Source organism: Lentzea sp. NPDC005914 (genome assembly GCF_040629405.1).
GTDB lineage: Bacteria > Actinomycetota > Actinomycetes > Mycobacteriales > Pseudonocardiaceae > Lentzea.
Genome location: NZ_JBEXVQ010000007.1, coordinates 284,808 through 300,499, shown reverse-complemented (window position 1 = coordinate 300,499; position 15,692 = coordinate 284,808). Strand labels below are relative to the sequence as shown.

At 68.1% G+C, this 15,692-nt stretch carries 13 protein-coding genes; 5 read left to right on the top strand and 8 right to left on the bottom strand.

The features are described 5' to 3' along the window. Positions 1–65: 65 nt before the first annotated feature. Positions 66–3,074: an amidohydrolase family protein gene (locus tag ABZ345_RS12910; protein ID WP_359846550.1), complete on the bottom strand. Its 3,009-nt coding sequence runs from the start codon at positions 3,072–3,074 to the stop codon at positions 66–68. Positions 3,075–3,223: 149 nt separating this feature from the next. Between ABZ345_RS12910 and ABZ345_RS12905 the strand changes: the two genes are divergently transcribed. Further along, positions 3,224–3,943: an anti-sigma factor gene (locus ABZ345_RS12905; protein ID WP_359846547.1), complete on the top strand. Its 720-nt coding sequence runs from the start codon at positions 3,224–3,226 to the stop codon at positions 3,941–3,943. 93 nt (positions 3,944–4,036) lie between these two features. Here the strand turns inward: ABZ345_RS12905 and ABZ345_RS12900 are convergent, their stop codons facing one another. After that, positions 4,037–4,690 carry a fasciclin domain-containing protein gene (locus ABZ345_RS12900; RefSeq protein WP_359846545.1) on the bottom strand — a complete coding sequence of 218 codons (654 nt, stop codon included), beginning with the start codon at positions 4,688–4,690 and terminating at the stop codon, positions 4,037–4,039. 275 nt (positions 4,691–4,965) lie between these two features. Between ABZ345_RS12900 and ABZ345_RS12895 the strand changes: the two genes are divergently transcribed. Together ABZ345_RS12895 and trxA are read left to right on the top strand one after the other, a co-directional pair. Next, positions 4,966–6,696 carry a cytochrome c biogenesis protein DipZ gene (locus ABZ345_RS12895; RefSeq protein ID WP_359846541.1) on the top strand — a complete coding sequence of 577 codons (1,731 nt, stop codon included), beginning with the start codon at positions 4,966–4,968 and terminating at the stop codon, positions 6,694–6,696. A gap of 14 nt (positions 6,697–6,710) precedes the next feature. Next, positions 6,711–7,031 carry a thioredoxin gene (trxA, locus tag ABZ345_RS12890; protein ID WP_359846538.1) on the top strand — a complete coding sequence of 107 codons (321 nt, stop codon included), beginning with the start codon at positions 6,711–6,713 and terminating at the stop codon, positions 7,029–7,031. Positions 7,032–7,091: 60 nt separating this feature from the next. Here trxA and ABZ345_RS12885 read toward each other — a convergent pair whose 3' ends face one another. The 4 genes from ABZ345_RS12885 to ABZ345_RS12870 form a co-directional block, all read right to left on the bottom strand. Continuing rightward, complete coding sequence (locus ABZ345_RS12885; RefSeq protein WP_359846535.1) at positions 7,092–7,853, bottom strand: anti-sigma factor; 762 nt, start codon at positions 7,851–7,853, stop codon at positions 7,092–7,094. Continuing rightward, positions 7,850–8,443 carry an ECF RNA polymerase sigma factor SigK gene (sigK, locus tag ABZ345_RS12880; protein ID WP_359846532.1) on the bottom strand — a complete coding sequence of 198 codons (594 nt, stop codon included), beginning with the start codon at positions 8,441–8,443 and terminating at the stop codon, positions 7,850–7,852. The genes ABZ345_RS12885 and sigK overlap by 4 nt, the downstream gene beginning before the upstream one ends. Positions 8,444–8,805: 362 nt before the next feature. After that, positions 8,806–9,363, bottom strand: a complete 558-nt coding sequence (locus ABZ345_RS12875) for a YdeI/OmpD-associated family protein (protein WP_359846529.1) — start codon at positions 9,361–9,363, stop codon at positions 8,806–8,808. A gap of 54 nt (positions 9,364–9,417) precedes the next feature. Continuing rightward, positions 9,418–9,807 carry a hypothetical protein gene (locus ABZ345_RS12870; RefSeq protein ID WP_359846526.1) on the bottom strand — a complete coding sequence of 130 codons (390 nt, stop codon included), beginning with the start codon at positions 9,805–9,807 and terminating at the stop codon, positions 9,418–9,420. 217 nt (positions 9,808–10,024) lie between these two features. On the opposite strand from ABZ345_RS12870, the gene ABZ345_RS12865 reads away from it, so the two are divergent. Together ABZ345_RS12865 and ABZ345_RS12860 are read left to right on the top strand one after the other, a co-directional pair. Next, positions 10,025–12,868, top strand: a complete 2,844-nt coding sequence (locus ABZ345_RS12865) for a S8 family serine peptidase (protein WP_359846523.1) — start codon at positions 10,025–10,027, stop codon at positions 12,866–12,868. Positions 12,869–12,899: 31 nt separating this feature from the next. Next, the gene (locus tag ABZ345_RS12860; RefSeq protein WP_359846520.1) at positions 12,900–14,054 is read left to right on the top strand and encodes a metallophosphoesterase; all 1,155 of its coding nucleotides are present in this window, start codon (positions 12,900–12,902) and stop codon (positions 14,052–14,054) included. Here the strand turns inward: ABZ345_RS12860 and ABZ345_RS12855 are convergent. Next, positions 14,041–14,571 carry a histidine phosphatase family protein gene (locus ABZ345_RS12855; protein WP_359846517.1) on the bottom strand — a complete coding sequence of 177 codons (531 nt, stop codon included), beginning with the start codon at positions 14,569–14,571 and terminating at the stop codon, positions 14,041–14,043. The genes ABZ345_RS12860 and ABZ345_RS12855 overlap by 14 nt on opposite strands. Beyond that, positions 14,568–15,494: a hypothetical protein gene (locus ABZ345_RS12850; RefSeq protein WP_359846515.1), complete on the bottom strand. Its 927-nt coding sequence runs from the start codon at positions 15,492–15,494 to the stop codon at positions 14,568–14,570. Before ABZ345_RS12850 ends, ABZ345_RS12855 begins: the two co-directional genes overlap by 4 nt. Between the last annotated feature and the right edge of the window lie 198 nt (positions 15,495–15,692).

Sequence of the window (15,692 nt, the reverse complement as noted above, 5' to 3'; positions counted from 1 at the left end):
GCTCTGTAGTCGGTTCCCCCGTTCGATACCCGTCGAGCTGCGAACTTCACCCGTTGAGCCGAACGTCAGTGGGCGCAGCAGACGTGCTCGGCCCACTCCGGCTCGTGCCACCAGTGCTCGTTCTCCGCCGACGACAGCGGTTCCAGTGCGTTCGTCGTGGACATGAGCTGGGCCTGCTTCTGGTACGGCGCAAGCAGATCGGCGACCTGGTGGAGCTTTCCGCCGACCATGACCTGCTTGACGTTGGCCGCCGCCTTGATGTCCGCGAGCGGGTTGCCTTCGACGAACGCGATGTCCGCCGGCGCACCCGGCTTGATGGCGCCGATCGGAAGGCCCAGCCAGCGGGCCGGGTTGCGGGTGGCGGTGATCAGGGCTTCCCGCGGGGTGAAGCCGTACTTGACCATCGCGCGGAGGTTCATGTGGGTGGCGGTGGCCGGAGCGTCCAACGGTGCGTCGGTGCCGCAGAGGACCAGGCCGCCGCCGCGGTGCACGGCCAGGGCGAAGGTGACCCAGCCGCGCAGGATGTCCGGTGACCAGGTCGAGGCCGGGGTGCCCGCGTTGTTCGCGTCGGTGACGTAGCGGTCGTACTCCCACGGTGGGAACAGGACGCGGGTGCGTTCGTCGGTGACCAGGGACTTGTCTTCGGCGAACAGGGCGCGCGAGTGGAAGAGGGTCGGGGTCATCGACATGCCGGACCGCACGAACAGCGACACCACGTCCTGGTAGGCCTTGCCCTGGCGCGTCACGGTGTGGGAGTAGCCGAGGCGGTTGGTGGCGCCGACGTGTTCCATGCCGTCCATGCCCAGGTTGGCGGCCGGGTAGAGGTAGTGGGACGACAGCGGGACGCGCGAGCGTTGGACGGCGGCGCGTTGCAGCTCGACCGGCAGGCGGACGTAGGTTTTGATCATGTCGTACGCGAGCTCGTGGGCGCGGCGGAGCTCCAGGTCGAGCTGGGCGCGCGAGAGCGTCGGGCGCATGAAGTTGTAGTAGACGCGGGAACCGTCGATGGCTTCGCCGGTGGCGTAGAAACGAGGCCCGGTCAGGGTTCCGGCCGCCAGGGCTTCGCGGGTCTCGACCATCTGGTACACCGGGTCGCCCGGTGAGCGGACGGTCGTGATGCCGTAGGACAGCCACAGGTTGCCTTGGCGTGCTCCCCACTGGCGGCCGCGCAGGTGCCAGTGGTTGTGGGCGTCGATCAGGCCCGGGATGGCGGTCAGCGTGCTGGAAGCGGGGCCCCGGTGCGGGCGGATCTCCTTGACACGGCCGCTTTCCACGACGATGTCAACGTTCTGACGGAGGTCCTGGGCCTCGCCGTCCCAGTAGGCGCCGACGTGGACGACCTCGCGTTCCGGGGCTTTGGGCTTGGCCCAGTTCAGGTGGACGCGGATCGTGGACACCCGGCCGTCCAGAGTGGACGAACGGAGGCGGCCGTTGTTCAGGTACACCAACGCGTCGTTGCCGTGCCACGCGAGCGAGTCGGTGACCTCGCGGGTGACCTGGCGCGGCTCGCCGGTGAAGTTTCCCTTGGCGTCGACGGGAACGACCCAGGCGACGCTTTCGACGACGAACGCGAGGTGCTTGCCGTCCGGAGACCAGACCGGGCCGTCGTCACCGCGGGTGGCGATGGAGCGGAACGGCATCGGCTCGGTGTACCTGAGCTCTCCGGAAGCCAGGTCCACCGACAGGATCTGGCTGGTGCCCTCGCGGAACCTGCGCGAGAACGGCTTCACCGCGGCCAGCGCGACGACCGTGCCGTCGGCGGACCAGGTCGGGCGGCCCGGCTGGAAGAGCGTGGGCGTGACCTGGCGGCGGCCGGCGGCGTCGGCGATCCACACCTGACCGTCGTGATCCACGTAGGCGACCTTGGTGCCGTCCGGGGAGAAGCGCGGAGTGGTCTGCGCGCCCGGCGAAGGCGCGTAGAGCGTGTCCTTTCCGGAGCCGAGGTGGCGCAGCCAGAGCTGGGCGACACCGGTGCGGTCGCTGGCGTAGATCAACCGGGTTCCGTCGGGCGAGAAATCCGGGTCGGAGTCGAAGTATGCGCCGTCGGTCACCTTCGTGGTCTTGCCGCCGCTCAACAGATACAGCGAGTTCAGCGCACGGAAGGCGATCTTCGAGCCGTCCCGCGACACGACCGGTCCCGCGATGCCCTTGACCGGGCCCGCGCTGAGGTTCTTGCCCCGACGCGGCTTCACGGTCTTCACCGGCACCGTGGCCTCGAACGGGACGTCGGTGCTGGAACCGTTGGCGTGCCAGCGGATCTGGCCGTCGGCGGTGTAGAGGACGCGGTCGCCGTCCCACACCGGCGCGAACCCGAACACGTCCTGGCCGCTCACGACAGCCGTCGTCCCCAGCATCAGGTCTGCCTGGCCTGGTCGCATCTGCGTGTAGCTGGGCTGGTCGCCCGGCCCGAACGCGGCACCGAACAGCTGATAGCCCGCGGGCGCCGTGACGAGCCTGGAACGCACGCCGTCCAAGGTCACGACGTCGACGGTGGCGTTGCCGGAGATGAAGATGATCCGCTTGCCGTCACGGGACCACTGCGGCGCGGCGGCCTCGTCCGGAGCACCGGTCAGCTGCGTGATCGCCCCGGAAGCGACGTCCAGGACGTGCACGCCGTAGCTGCCCGCGCGGTCGCTGACGAACGCGATCTTCTTGCCGTCCGGCGAGAACGCGGGCTCGCGGTGGTCGTACTTGCCGGAAGTGAGCTGCTTCAGACCGCTGCCGTCGAGCCCGATCACGTGGAGGTGGTAGTTGCCGTCTCGATAGGACTGGAACGCGATCTGGTCGCCAAGCCCGAACGACGGCAGCGTGGCGTCCTGCAGCTCGTCGGTCAGCTTGCGGGCGGTGCCGCCCGTCGAGGGCAGCACCCAGATCGCCGTCACCAGGTCGAAAGCGAGCCATTTCCCGTCACCGGAACGGGAAACCGAGATGTTCGTGCCCTGCGTCAGCCTCACGCCGGCCTCGGAGGCCTGCCCAGATGCCTGGGCCGGCCCGATGGTCAGGGTGGACGCGGCGGTGGCGACGGCGGCGGCCTGGCCGGTGCGGGTAAGCAGTTCGCGGCGCGACAGATCCATGGTCGGTGACACTCCCCCGAGAGTTGATCCCCAGTGAGATCCACCCTGCCACCGAGAACGGCACGCGCTATCGACCGTTCGGCCTAGCGTCCAGTCAGTGGACGCTCTGTCTGGGCAATCCGCCACCCGTTCGGCCGCGAAGCAACTACGTGAAACCGGAAGGAACGCGTGCGACCAACCCGCACCTGCTGACCGGTGCTCACGCTCTCGACTCCCTGCCTGACGCCGAGCGCGCCGAGTTCGAAGCACACCTGGATTCCTGCCGGGGCTGTGCGGAGGAAGTGGTCGAACTGACGGAGACGGCGGCCAGGCTCGCGGGAGTTCTCGACCACGTCGTTCCGAGATCTCTGCGGCCACTGGTGCTGGACGCGGCACGACACGTGCGGCAGGCATCGGCAGCGTCCGAGATCGGCAGAGCTCAGGGCTTGCGGCGTGCCGGGGTGCTCATCTCGATCGCGGCCGTCGCCGCCGCAGCCGTCGCCGTCGTGCACGGCGCGTTGACGACTTCGACGATCTCCACCGTCACCGCCTCTCCGCGCACCGAGCTCGGTGACCTGTTCGCGGCGGCGGATCTGCGGCTCGTCACCGCGGGAGATCCGGCGGGCACCGCGGCGATCTCCCGCAGCCGCAACGAAATGCTCTTCTGGACGGACGGCGTTCGCATGTTGTCCCGCGACCGCGTGTACCAACTGTGGCTGATAGACCACCGTGGTCCACGATCAGCGGGAACCCTGCATCCGGCGGGCACCACGACATCGCTGTTCGTGGTGGGGATCGAGGGAGTCGGCGAAGCCATCCTCACCGTCGAACCAGCAGGCGGGTCGCCGAGCCCGACGGGCGCTCCGGTTCTCACCATCGCCTTTCCCTGAAGGGGAAGGCAATCCGGCTCGACCCGCGTGCCGGACAAACGTGAAACTCCGGAAACAGCGTCGCTGTTTCCGGAGTTCGTCACACGGTAATGCTCAGGCAGGCAGCAGGACCGAGTCGATGAGGTAGACGGTCGCGTTGGCGGTGTGCACGCCGCCGCAGATCACGTTGGCGTCGTTGACCTTCAGCGAGTTGCCGGAACCGGTCACCTTGACCGTGCCGGTCTGCACGGTCTTCTGCTCGCCCGCGATCTTGTCCGGAGAGATCTGACCCGGCACGACGTGGTAGGTCAGGATCTTCGTCAGCAGCGCGTCATCGGTCTTGAGCTTCTCGATCGTCGCCGCGTCGATCTTCCCGAACGCCGAGTCCACCGGCGCGAACACCGTGAACTCCGCACCGTTCAACGTCGACACCAGGTTCACCTTCGGGTTCAGCTTGCCCGACACAGCACTGACCAGCGTGGTCAGCAGCGGGTTGTTGCCCGCCGCGACCGCGACCGGGTCAGCGGCCATACCGGTCACCGAACCGGCACCCGACGGAACCTGCTTCGCGTAATCGGCACAACCAGGACCAACGAGATCACGCGCCGGATCCGCCATCGCCGGCGACGACGGAGCCGTGGACGTCGCCGAAGTCGGCGCCGTACTGGAACTGCTGCTCGCCATGTCACCCGAACCGCACGCCGCACCCAGGAAGGCGAGCGAGGCGGCGCCAATGGCCACGACGGTGTTGCGGACGGTCTTGTTCATGAGAGGACATCTCCAATGGTGTGCGGGGGACTCACTGCTCGGGATTCGCCACCCGTCGGCGACCGGATGGGTGTGGTTATCGACCTGTTACCAACAATCCGTCGAACCTCGAGCTACCAGCGCAAACAGTCCGCAGGGGACATCAGTCCACAATCGACGGTCACTGTGACCCGCCACACGCATGCCGGTTTTCTTCTGCCGCACGAGCAATCCACAGCACGGCCGGCGGCGAATCACCGTCATCGCACGTTCCGCCAACCCGAGTAGGGCCCCACATGTTGACCCTCGCACTGATCGGTCTGATCGGCGGCCTGGTCACCGGCATCTCGCCGTGCATCCTTCCCGTCCTTCCCATCATCTTCTTCTCCGGTGGCGCGCAGAGCGCCCGCGTGAGCTCAGGGTCAGGAGTGGCACTGGCGACCAAACCGGTCTCGCGCAGCCGGCCTTACCTCGTCATCACCGGCCTCGTCGTCAGCTTCAGTCTGGTCACGCTGTTCGGGTCGCTTCTGCTCTCCGTGCTGAACTTGCCGCAGGACGTCCTGCGCTGGGCCGGAATCGTCGTTCTCGTGCTCATCGGCATCGGCCTGATCGTGCCGCGTTTCGAACAGGTGCTGGAGAAGCCGTTCACGTGGATCCCGCAACGCAACCCGGACGCGAGCCGCGGCGGGTTCACCCTCGGCCTGGCGCTGGGCGCGGTCTACGTGCCCTGCGCCGGTCCGGTACTGGCAGCGATCACCGTCGCCGGCTCGACCGGCAGGATCGGCACCGAAACCGTCGTGCTCACACTCACCTTCGCCGTCGGCGCCGCCATTCCGCTGCTGATCTTCGCGCTCGCCGGCCGCCGCGTCGCCGAGCGCGTGCGGGCTTTCCGCAAGCGCCAGCGGGGAATCCGCCTCACCGCGGGCGTGGTGATGATCGCGCTCGCGATCGGGCTGATGTTCGGCCTGCCGCAGCTGCTGCAGCGCGCGATCCCGGACTACACCAGCTCGTTGCAGGACAAGGTGAACAACTCCGAGCAGGTGCGCAAGGCCCTCAACCTCGGCGGTCTGGTCAACGACCAGAACAAGGACCTGGACAAGTGCTCCGACGGCGCACCGGAGCTGGAGAGCTGCGGTACCGCACCGGACATCACCGGCATCCAGCAGTGGCTCAACACCCCGGACGGCCAGGCGCTGGACCTGAAGTCGTTGCGCGGCAAGGTCGTCATGCTCGACTTCTGGGCTTACTCCTGCATCAACTGCCAGCGCTCGATCCCGCACGTCACAGCCTGGGACAAGGCCTACCGCGATGCCGGACTGCAGGTCATCGGCGTTCATTCGCCCGAGTACGCCTTCGAGAAGGAGCCCGGCAACGTCGCCACCGCCGCGAAGAACTTCGGCATCACCTACCCGGTCGCCCTGGACAACAACCTCGGCACCTGGACCAACTACCGCAACCGCTACTGGCCCGCTCACTACCTGATCGACGCACAGGGAACCGTGCGGCACATCAAGTTCGGTGAAGGCGACTACGAGGTCACGGAGAAGCTGATCCGCCAACTGCTGGGCGACGCCAGGCCCGGTGTTCAGCTGCCTGCCTCGACGGAGCTCGCCGATGACACCCCTGTCGTCGCCGACATCACGCGCGAGACCTACCTCGGTTCCACCAAGCGCGTGAACTTCGCCGGCACCGAGACCTACACCAGCGGCGAGAAGACGTTTCAGTTCCCCGAGAACCAGGGCACCGACACCTTCGCCCTCGCCGGCGGCTGGAAGCTCGATACGCAGTCCATCACGCCCACCGGCTCGTCCGCGCAGATCAAGCTCAACTACCGCGCCAAGGAAGTCCGGATGGTCCTGTCAGGCAAGGGAACCGTCACCATCCAGAACTACGGGCGGACCAGGACCATCGAGGTCGACGGCACCCCCAACTCCTACCAACTCGTCACCGCGCAACAGATCCAGGGCGGCTCGCTCACCGCCACGGTCGGATCCGGCGTGCAAGCCTTCTCCTTCACCTTCGGATGATCAGGAACTCCACCATGGAACTCGACGACGTCACAACGGATGCCTTCGACACCGCTGTCCTCGGCGCGGACAAGCCAGTCCTGGTCGACTTCTGGGCACCCTGGTGCGGACCCTGCAAGCAACTGAGCCCGATCGTCACCGGCATCGCGGAGGAACACCAGAACGCACTCTCGGTGATGAAGCTCGACGTCGACACCCACCCCGACATCGCGATCCGCTACCGGGTGCTCAGCATCCCCACCCTGATCCTGTTCTCCGGCGGGCAGCCTGTCGTGACCCTCACCGCACCACGCAGGCGGGCTGACATCCTCAAAGCACTTTCCTCCTGGCTCTGAACACACGATGTGACCCCGATGGCCTGGTGGCCATCGGGGCCACATCGCGCTGGGAACGGGTCAGGCCGTCAGCGGAAGAACGACCAACGGTGCGGTCGTCGGGTCCTTCGATCCTCCGCGCGGCTCGACCGTCAACGCGAGTTTCTCAGTCCCCGCAAGCGCGTCCATCACCATCGGCGGCAGCTTGTCCCCCGTGGGCAACACCCCGGCCGAATGCGGCCCGTCCGCGGCGACCATCCACAGCTGGTACGACCAGTCCGAGGACAACTCGGGAAGTCCACCGGCCAGGAACAGCACCTTGTTCTGGCTCGGCGCGTAGACGGCCATCCCACTACCGCCGTGCTCCACGGAACGGCTGACCGTTCTCGCGCCGGGCGAGGACATCAGCGCGGCCAGCTGGTTGTACTCCGCGGTGACCTGACGCAACGCGTCCACTTCGTGCGACAACTCGTTGTTGTTGCGCACGGCCTGAGTTCCGAGCGCCACCGCACCGAGCACGCTCGCCGCCGCAGCGAGCGCACCGATCCGCTTGAACCACCTGCGTTCAGCGAGCACCGCCGGCCTTCTGGTCTCCTCCCGCGTGGTCTCCGGCGGCGACTGCCGGGTGTGGGCCGCGGCGGCGAGCACACGCGCCCGAAGGGCCGCCGGTGGTGCGTGCTCGGCGATCTGGCCGAGCCGTGCCGCGGTCTCCCGCAGTTCGCCGGCCTCGGCCGCACAGCTCTCGCACTCCTGCAGGTGCTGCTCGAAAGCGGCAGCTTCCTCGTCGTCCAGGGCGTTCAACGCCCACACACCGGACAGCCGGTGCAGCTCGGTGAGGCTCATGCCGACACCCCCATGCAGTCACGCAGTCTGATCAGGCCGTCCCGCATGCGGGTCTTCACCGTGCCGAGCGGGATCTTCAGCAGGCTCGCGACCTCCGGATACGTGTACCCCTGGTAGTAGGCGAGCAGCACCGACTCCCGCTGCAACGAGGTCAGCATGCTCAGACACCGCCGCACCTGCCGTTGTTCGAGGCGACCGGCGACCTGCTCGCTCGTGGTGTCGAACGGCGTGTCGACCTCGAGTTGCGCCGCCTGGACCTCGCGGTCTCCCGCGGCCTGAGCCGAACGCACCCGGTCCACGGCCCGGCGATGCGCGATGGTCATGATCCAGGCGGACGGGCTGCCCAGGGCGGCGTCGAAGCGGCTGGCCTTGCGCCAGACCTCGAGCATGACCTCCTGGAACACCTCCTCCGACTGCGCCTCGTCCCGCAGCACACGCCGGATCAACCCGAACACCTTGCCGGACATGAGGTCGTAAAGCCGCCCGTACGCGGCTTGATCACCCCGCGCCACCTGATCCAGCAGCTCAGAGCCGACCTGTTCAGGCACTGGTTCCGCAGTCCGCGGACGCCGCGGTTGCACGAGCTCCATCGCGCCCCTTCCCTGGGTTTCCACCAAGGTTCGGAGCAGCACCGGAAAAGGTTCGGTCCTCGATCTATCTGCCGGTGTCCCCGCGCACCCGGTCCTGCCGTTCTCAAGCCACGGGTGCGCAGGGATGCGCGGCGCCGTCCCGAACCGGCTGAACCACATCTGTGCGGATCCGCGCACGGAGGATTCGCACAACGCTTCCCCGCGGATCACCTCCACCACGCGGATCACCCCATCGGGTAGCGCTGAGGATCAAGGTCCTTGAGAGAGGGTTCACGCCGAGTGCATGGCCGTGTGCCCGGCGAGCTCCGGAGATCCCCGCCCAGCAGGATCGACACCAGCGCGGACGCCGCCCCGCTCGACGGTCACGCCCGCGCGGTAGCGGGATGGTGTGCCCTGACGTTCAGCGCGGCCAGCTCGACGGTCTCGGCGATCCGCCGCTCACGGGTCGCCGGTCGGCGCGCCTGCGTGACCCACTCCAGGATGAGCCTGCGCGAGGACGGCGGGAACGCCTCGAAGTTCCCGCGTGCCACGGGGTTGCGCGCGAACGCCGCGGCGAGGTCGGCCGGCGCCTGGATCTCCCACCGGCCCGTGGCCTGGGCGTGGTCGATCAGCTCCTGGCCGCGCGGGGTCATCAGTCCGGCCGTGGTCATCCGCGCGGCCCGTTCGCGGTTCAGGGCGCTCCAGCCGCTGCGGGACGTGCGGGGGCTGAACCTCAGCGCCGAGCTGTCGTGGTCCTGCTTGCGGTGGTGGCTGTCGATCCAGCCGAAGCACAGCGCGTGCTCGATCGCCTCCTCGTAGCGGATCGTGCGCACCGGGCTGTCCTTGTGGTGGATCAGCAGCCAGACCTCCTTCTCGCTGCCGCAGTGGCGGGCGAGCCAGGAGCGCCAGTCGTCGGCGGTGGCGGCGAGGAACGTGTTCATGAACCCAGGATCACGCGCAAAGTGCTCATCAAATGAGCACTTTGCAACCCCGGCTCAGATGACGAGCGCGCCCTCGATGCGGGCCACCATCGCGTCCTCGGCGTCCACGACCACGCCGTCGGCCTCGGCGACCTCGCGCGCGATGGCCAGCACAGCGCCTGGGAACGTCGCGGCGTCCTCCGGCGAGCGGGCGGACAGGATCTTCATCGAGCGGCGCAGGGCCTCGAGGATGACCGGTTCGATCTCCTCGTCGGTGCCGGCGGGCACGGACGGGCGGGCCGCTCCCAGGACGATGCGCAGGTCGTGCGAGAGGTGCTTGAGTGCGCGCAGGCCGGCGAACCGCTCCTCCAGCACAGGGCCGGGGTCAGCGTGGGAGACCAGCAGCATCGCGCCGTACACGGCGGTGCGCAGCGTGCGGCTCTCCTCGTCGGTGTAGAAGATCATGGGCCCTACTCTATGTCGGCTCGTCTGGACGTCGGTCAACGGTTGTAGCCGTTCCGGCTCTTGTTCCGGAACAACGGTCACCGGAAGCGTGATCTGCATGAAAACGTTAAGCAGGCCGGCGCTGGCGGTGGCCGCGGTCTTGATATCAGGACTCGCGTTCCCCTCTGCGGTTGCCTCTCCAACGCAAACTGGGACCGTCCTCATCACCGGCGACCGCGTGAACGTCGTCACACGGCCCGGCAAACCGCCCAACGTGGTCATCAAGCCGGCTCCCGGACGTGAGCGGATGCCGTTCCTCAAGACCGTCGACGAGGGCCGGGTGTCGGTCATCCCGTTCGACGCCCAGCAGCTCGTCATCAACGGTGTGCTGGACGCGAAGCTGTTCGACGTCACCAAGCCCACGACCAAGTTCCTCATCCGCTACACCGACGCACGCATCACGGCGGCGACGCTCACCGGCAACCTCTGGCAGCAGATCAACCCGAAGGCCCCGAACCAGACCGACACGCTGCCCGGCATCGCGAAGATCAGCCCCGACCGGATCTTCAAACCGCTCGACGCCCAGAGCACCCCGCAGATCAAGGCCCCCAAGGCCTGGCAGCGCGGGTACACCGCGAAGGGCGTGAAGGTCGCCGTCCTGGACACCGGCGTGGACGAGAACCACCCGGACCTCAAAGGCCGCATCAAGGCCGCCAAAGACTTCACAGAAGAAGACAACGTTGTCTCCGACGAGGTCGGCCACGGCACGCACGTCGCGGGCATCATCGCGGGCGAGGGACCGGAGCCGGGCGTGGCACCGGACGCGGACCTGCTGATCGGCAAGGTCTGCAAGCCGTACGGCTGCGAGGAGTCCGCGATCATCGCGGGCATGCGGTGGGCGGCCGAGCAGGGCGCCGAGGTCGTCAACCTCAGCCTCGGCGGCGACGCGACCGACGGCACCGACGAGCTAAGCGCGGAGCTGAACTCGTTGAGCGCCAAGTACAACATGCTTTTCGTTGCCGCGGCGGGCAACGAAGGGCGTGCGGAGTCGGTCGGGTCACCGGCGGCAGCGGACGCGGCACTGGCGGTCGCGAGCGTCACGAAGGACAACCAGCTCAGCTACTTCTCCAGCCGCGGCCCGCGCGTCGACGGCGCCGTGAAACCGGAGATCAGCGCACCCGGTTACGCCATCGCGGCGGCACGGGCGGCCGGCACGTCCATGGGCTACCCGATCAACGACCGGCACACCCTGGCCAGCGGCACGTCGATGGCCACGCCCCACGTCACGGGCGCTGCGGCGATCCTGGCCGGGCAGCACCCAGACTGGTCCCCCGCACGTCTCAAGGCGGCCCTCACGAACACCGCGGACCCGATCGACGCAGCCGTGTTCGACCAGGGCACCGGCGTCGCGAACCTCGACAGGGCAACGAAAACCCAGCTCACCGCGGAACCCGCGACCCTGAAGAACCAGGGCACCGTCACCTATCGCAACGACGGCACCAAGCCGGTCAAGCTCACCCTGAGTCTCCCCGGCAACGTCACAGCCGATCGCACCACGGTCGAGGTCCCGGCGAAGGGCACCGCGACGGCGACGTTCAAGACCAGCAAACCCGGCGCCGGCGACGTGATCATCGCGCGCGACAACAACAACACGATCCGCACGGCCATCTCCACCCAGCAGAAGACCGAGGCGACCGCCCAGATCACCGTGCAGTCGATCGCCCGAGATGGCGCGCTGAACGGCACCGGCGGCTACGGCTTCCTGGTAGCGATGGCCAACCACACCAACAACAAGATGTACGCGGGCGGCATCGGCAACGGCCGGAGCCTGCAAGGTGAGATCCCGCAGGGCCGCTACACGGTCTTCACGTGGGTGCCGAGCCCGATCGAGGGCCGTCCACCGTGGGAGCCGTCGCAGTCCCTTGTCGCGCAAGACGTCACGGTCGGCCCGAACGGCGCCGAAGTCACCCTCGACGCCCGCAAAGGCGTGAAGCTCGAAGCCACCGTCAACGGCACCAAGGGCACCGGGTTCATCGGCACCAGCCTCGGCGCACCGAACGGATCGGCGTTCGCGAGCCAGGGCGACGAGGTCTACGTGGTCCCCGGCAAGGCCGACGGCATGATCTACACGGCCGTGCAGTTCGTCCGGAACGTCAAGGGCAGCACCACGTGCGGCGACAGCTCCAGCCCGTGCGCGATCGCGGTCAGCAAGGAGAACGCCCTGACCGCGACGTTCCCGGACGTCAAGGACACCGGCCTCGCCAAGGCCACGGCGACGATCGCCAAACCCGAAGCCGACGGCCAGTGGGTCGTCTTCGCCGAGCACCCGCTCTCCACGCCCCCGCCCGGCGACGGCGCGGAGAACGTCCAGTTCCCCGGCAAGCACACGACCTACTACCACTCCAGCGGTGAGATCGAATGGTGGTCGGCGCAAGTCGGCCCCGAACAGGAAGTCCTCCAAGCACAGGGCTGGCGCACCTACGCCAACGGCAAGCAGTACGACGAGAAGTGGAGCTACGGCGCGTACGGCCCGTCGGTCTCGACGACCCGGCACGAGCGCAAGGGCAACCTGATCACCGCGGACCTGGCACTGCTGTCCGACTCGACGCAGGGCCACTACGGCGTCGCGGGTGACATGGGCGTCGAGGGCCGCACGGAACTGCGCCGCAACGGCAAGCTCGTCGACGGCAGGCCGAACGCGGACGGCGGCACGTTCCAGGTGCCACCCGGCAAGGCCCGCTACCGCCTGGAAGCCACCACCAAGACCGTCCAAGCGGTGTGGGAGTTCGACTCGAAGGAAAGCACCGGCCCACTCCCCCTCACCGCTGTGAGGTTCGACGACCGCAACGGCGGCAACATCCCGTTCCGCCTCGACAAGACCACGACGGCCGGCCGAACCAAGAAGCTGACCGTGCACGTGTCTTACGACGACGGAACGACGTGGCAACCGGCGTCCTACATGCTGTCCGGCGACCGCGGAGTTCTGCTGAAAGTGAAACCCGGCCCGATCAGCCTCAGAACACGTGTGACGGACGTCAACGGCAACTCGGGCGAGCAAACCCTCATCCGTGCGTTGACATAGATTGGAAATAGGAACTTCAGGAGGATGAGCGATGACGACCACCGCTGCCCGGCCCCGCGTCACGGTACGGCGCGTGGTCTTCACGCTCGTCCTCCTGAGCGTCACCACGCTGCTGTTCTGGGTCCCGTTCGAGGGCCTGTTCGCCGCGAGCGCCGAGTGGCCGGCCCCGGTCCGCCCGATCGCCGCGGTCATTTTCGCGGCCGCGGCCATCTCCATGATCGTGCTGTTCACCCAGCGGGGCAGCGACAGGTCCGCGCGGATCTCCCAGTTCCTGCTCGGCTTCGTCTGGATCGCGTTCGTCTGGACGCTGATCACCGACGTGCTCCGCCTCGCCCTGGCCGTCGGCGGCGTCGAGAACCCCTTCCGCTCACGCCTGATCGCGGTCGTTCTCGCCGTCACCATCGTCGCGATCACGGCGTACGGCGTCTACGAGGCCATGCGGGTCCCGCGGATCAAGCGCAAGGACGTCACGCTCCCTCGCCTCGACCCGGCGTTCGACGGCCTGACCGTCGCCGTCATCACCGACACCCACTACGGCGCCATCGACCGCGCCAAGTGGTCCAGGGGCATGGTCGACGCGGTCAACAAGCTCAACGCAGACGTTGCCGTGCACGTCGGTGACATCGCGGACGGCACCGCCGACCAGCGCGTCGAGCAGGCCACCCCGCTCGGCGACGTGAACACGCCGCACCGCTTCTACATCACCGGCAACCACGAGTACTACTCCAACGCGCAGGGCTGGATCGACCTCATGACCCGCCTGGGCTGGAAGGCGCTGCACAACGAGCACGTGGTGCTCGAACGCGGCGAGGCCCGCCTGGTGTTCGCGGGCATCGACGACATCACGGCCGACCACTCCGGCGAGCCCGGCCACACCGCCGACCTCACCTCGGCCCTCAACGGCACCCAGGACGGCGACCCGGTCGTGCTGCTCGCCCACCAGCCGTCGGAGATCAAGAAGGCCGTCGAGGCGGGCGTGGACCTGCAGCTGTCCGGGCACACGCACGGCGGGCAGATCTGGCCGTTCCACTACCTGGTGCGGCTGCAGCAGCCGGTGGTCGCCGGCCTGAGCAGGCACAGCGACCGCACCCAGCTCTACACCAGCCGCGGCGCCGGTTTCTGGGGCCCGCCGATGCGCGTCTTCGCCCCCAGCGAGATCACGCTGCTCACCCTCAAAGCTCGGTGAGGTGCCCCGCGTCGTTGAACCGCACCAATGCCGGTGACTTGCCCGTCGTGTAGCGGATGACGGTCAGCGCGGCGTTGTCGTGGTTGAGCGACAACCACCGCTCGGGCGGGGCGTCCAGCGCGTCCCGCACCAGCCAGCTGATCAGGAACGCGTGCGTCACGACCAGCACCGGGCCGTCGCCGGGCCGGGCGAACCGGGTCTCGGCCTCGTGCGCCAGCGCCGGGCCGCGTGTGCGTTCCGACTCCGGGAACTGGTCGAAGAACTCGTCGTGGTCGGGGACGAAGTGCGGCACGAAGTCGTCCGCCGCGGCCTCGGCCCGGCAGGGGACCTTCAGCACCTCGGCGATGATCGACGCGGTCTCCGTCGCACGCGGCAACGGGCCGTGGTGCACCGCCGCGAAACCCGTGCCCCGCAACCGTTGCGCGAGCAGTTCCGACTGCCTGCGGCCGCGTGCGGTCAGCCTCGTCTCGTCCTTCGTCGCTTCGCCGTGCCGGACCAGATGCAGATCTCTCGTCACGCCGTGCAGTCTGCCTTGATGGCAGAAGCGGCGTGATGGGCGTAGGTCGGTCCGGAGTTGTTCCAGTCCTGACCTCGCGTGAGGAGCTGCACGGTCAGGTTTCCGCTGGCCTTGAACTTGCCCGCGGCGACCCACTGGCCGCGCTTCTCGACCTGCTTGATCGCGAACGACGCCACCGGGGTGCCGCCGATGCCGTTGCGGTCGAAGACGTAGTACACGGTCGGGTTACCCCCGACCTCCTCCAGGTTGCCGTTCGGGATGAACACCGAGACGTCGCAGGAGCCGGACGCGGTGAACGTCCACTGCCCGTACGCGGAGGCGTCGTCGCGGCGCGCGTCGCCGGACATCGGGATCGACACGAACGTCGAGCCGCACTTGCCGTCACCGTGGTCGACCCAGCCCTTGCGGCCGTCGCGGAAGGAGCCGACGCTCGAGTACCCGCCGCAGCCGGGGCCCATCGTCAGCGACTTGGCGCCGGCGGGAGCCTTGTTGCCGTCGTTGTTGCCGGGTGGCTGGGCGCCGGGCGTGCTCGTCGGCGGGATCAGGCCGAGCGCCGACGAGGCGAGCGTCGGGTCCGTGCTGTTCGACGGCGCCGAGGACGACTCGTCCGGCAACGCTTCCGGCGGCGTGATCAGGCCGGGGATGTAGCTGTGCGAGGGCTGCGCCGTGTTCGGGTCGGCGTCACCGGATCCGCTGTTGAACGTCACGACCGCGATTCCCGCGAGGACGAGAAGCGCGGCGATGGCGGCGATGGCGGCGACGCGCGGCTTGATCACACGGCTCGGCGGCGGCTTCTCCTCCGGCACCGGCAGATCGCCGGCCGAGGCCCAGCGTTCGCGGCCCCTGGCACGGGCAGCCTCCATCAACGCTGGGTCCGGCGCGAGATGGCGCTCGGTCGATTCGTCGGGGAACTGGGATTGCACGGAGCGCAGTGTGCCAGCACGTCAGGACCACCTGAACGCGTGGTTCTTTCACGAACCTGTCGTTTGACTTCAATTAACCGCACGCTGTGTAGATCATGGGTTTGTTTCGTCTACGTTGCGTCACAGGAAGGGCCCTCGCGGACCCCGGAATCCTGACTCGCGAGTCAGGCAAGTCCAGGCATTCGGCCCGGCGCGCTG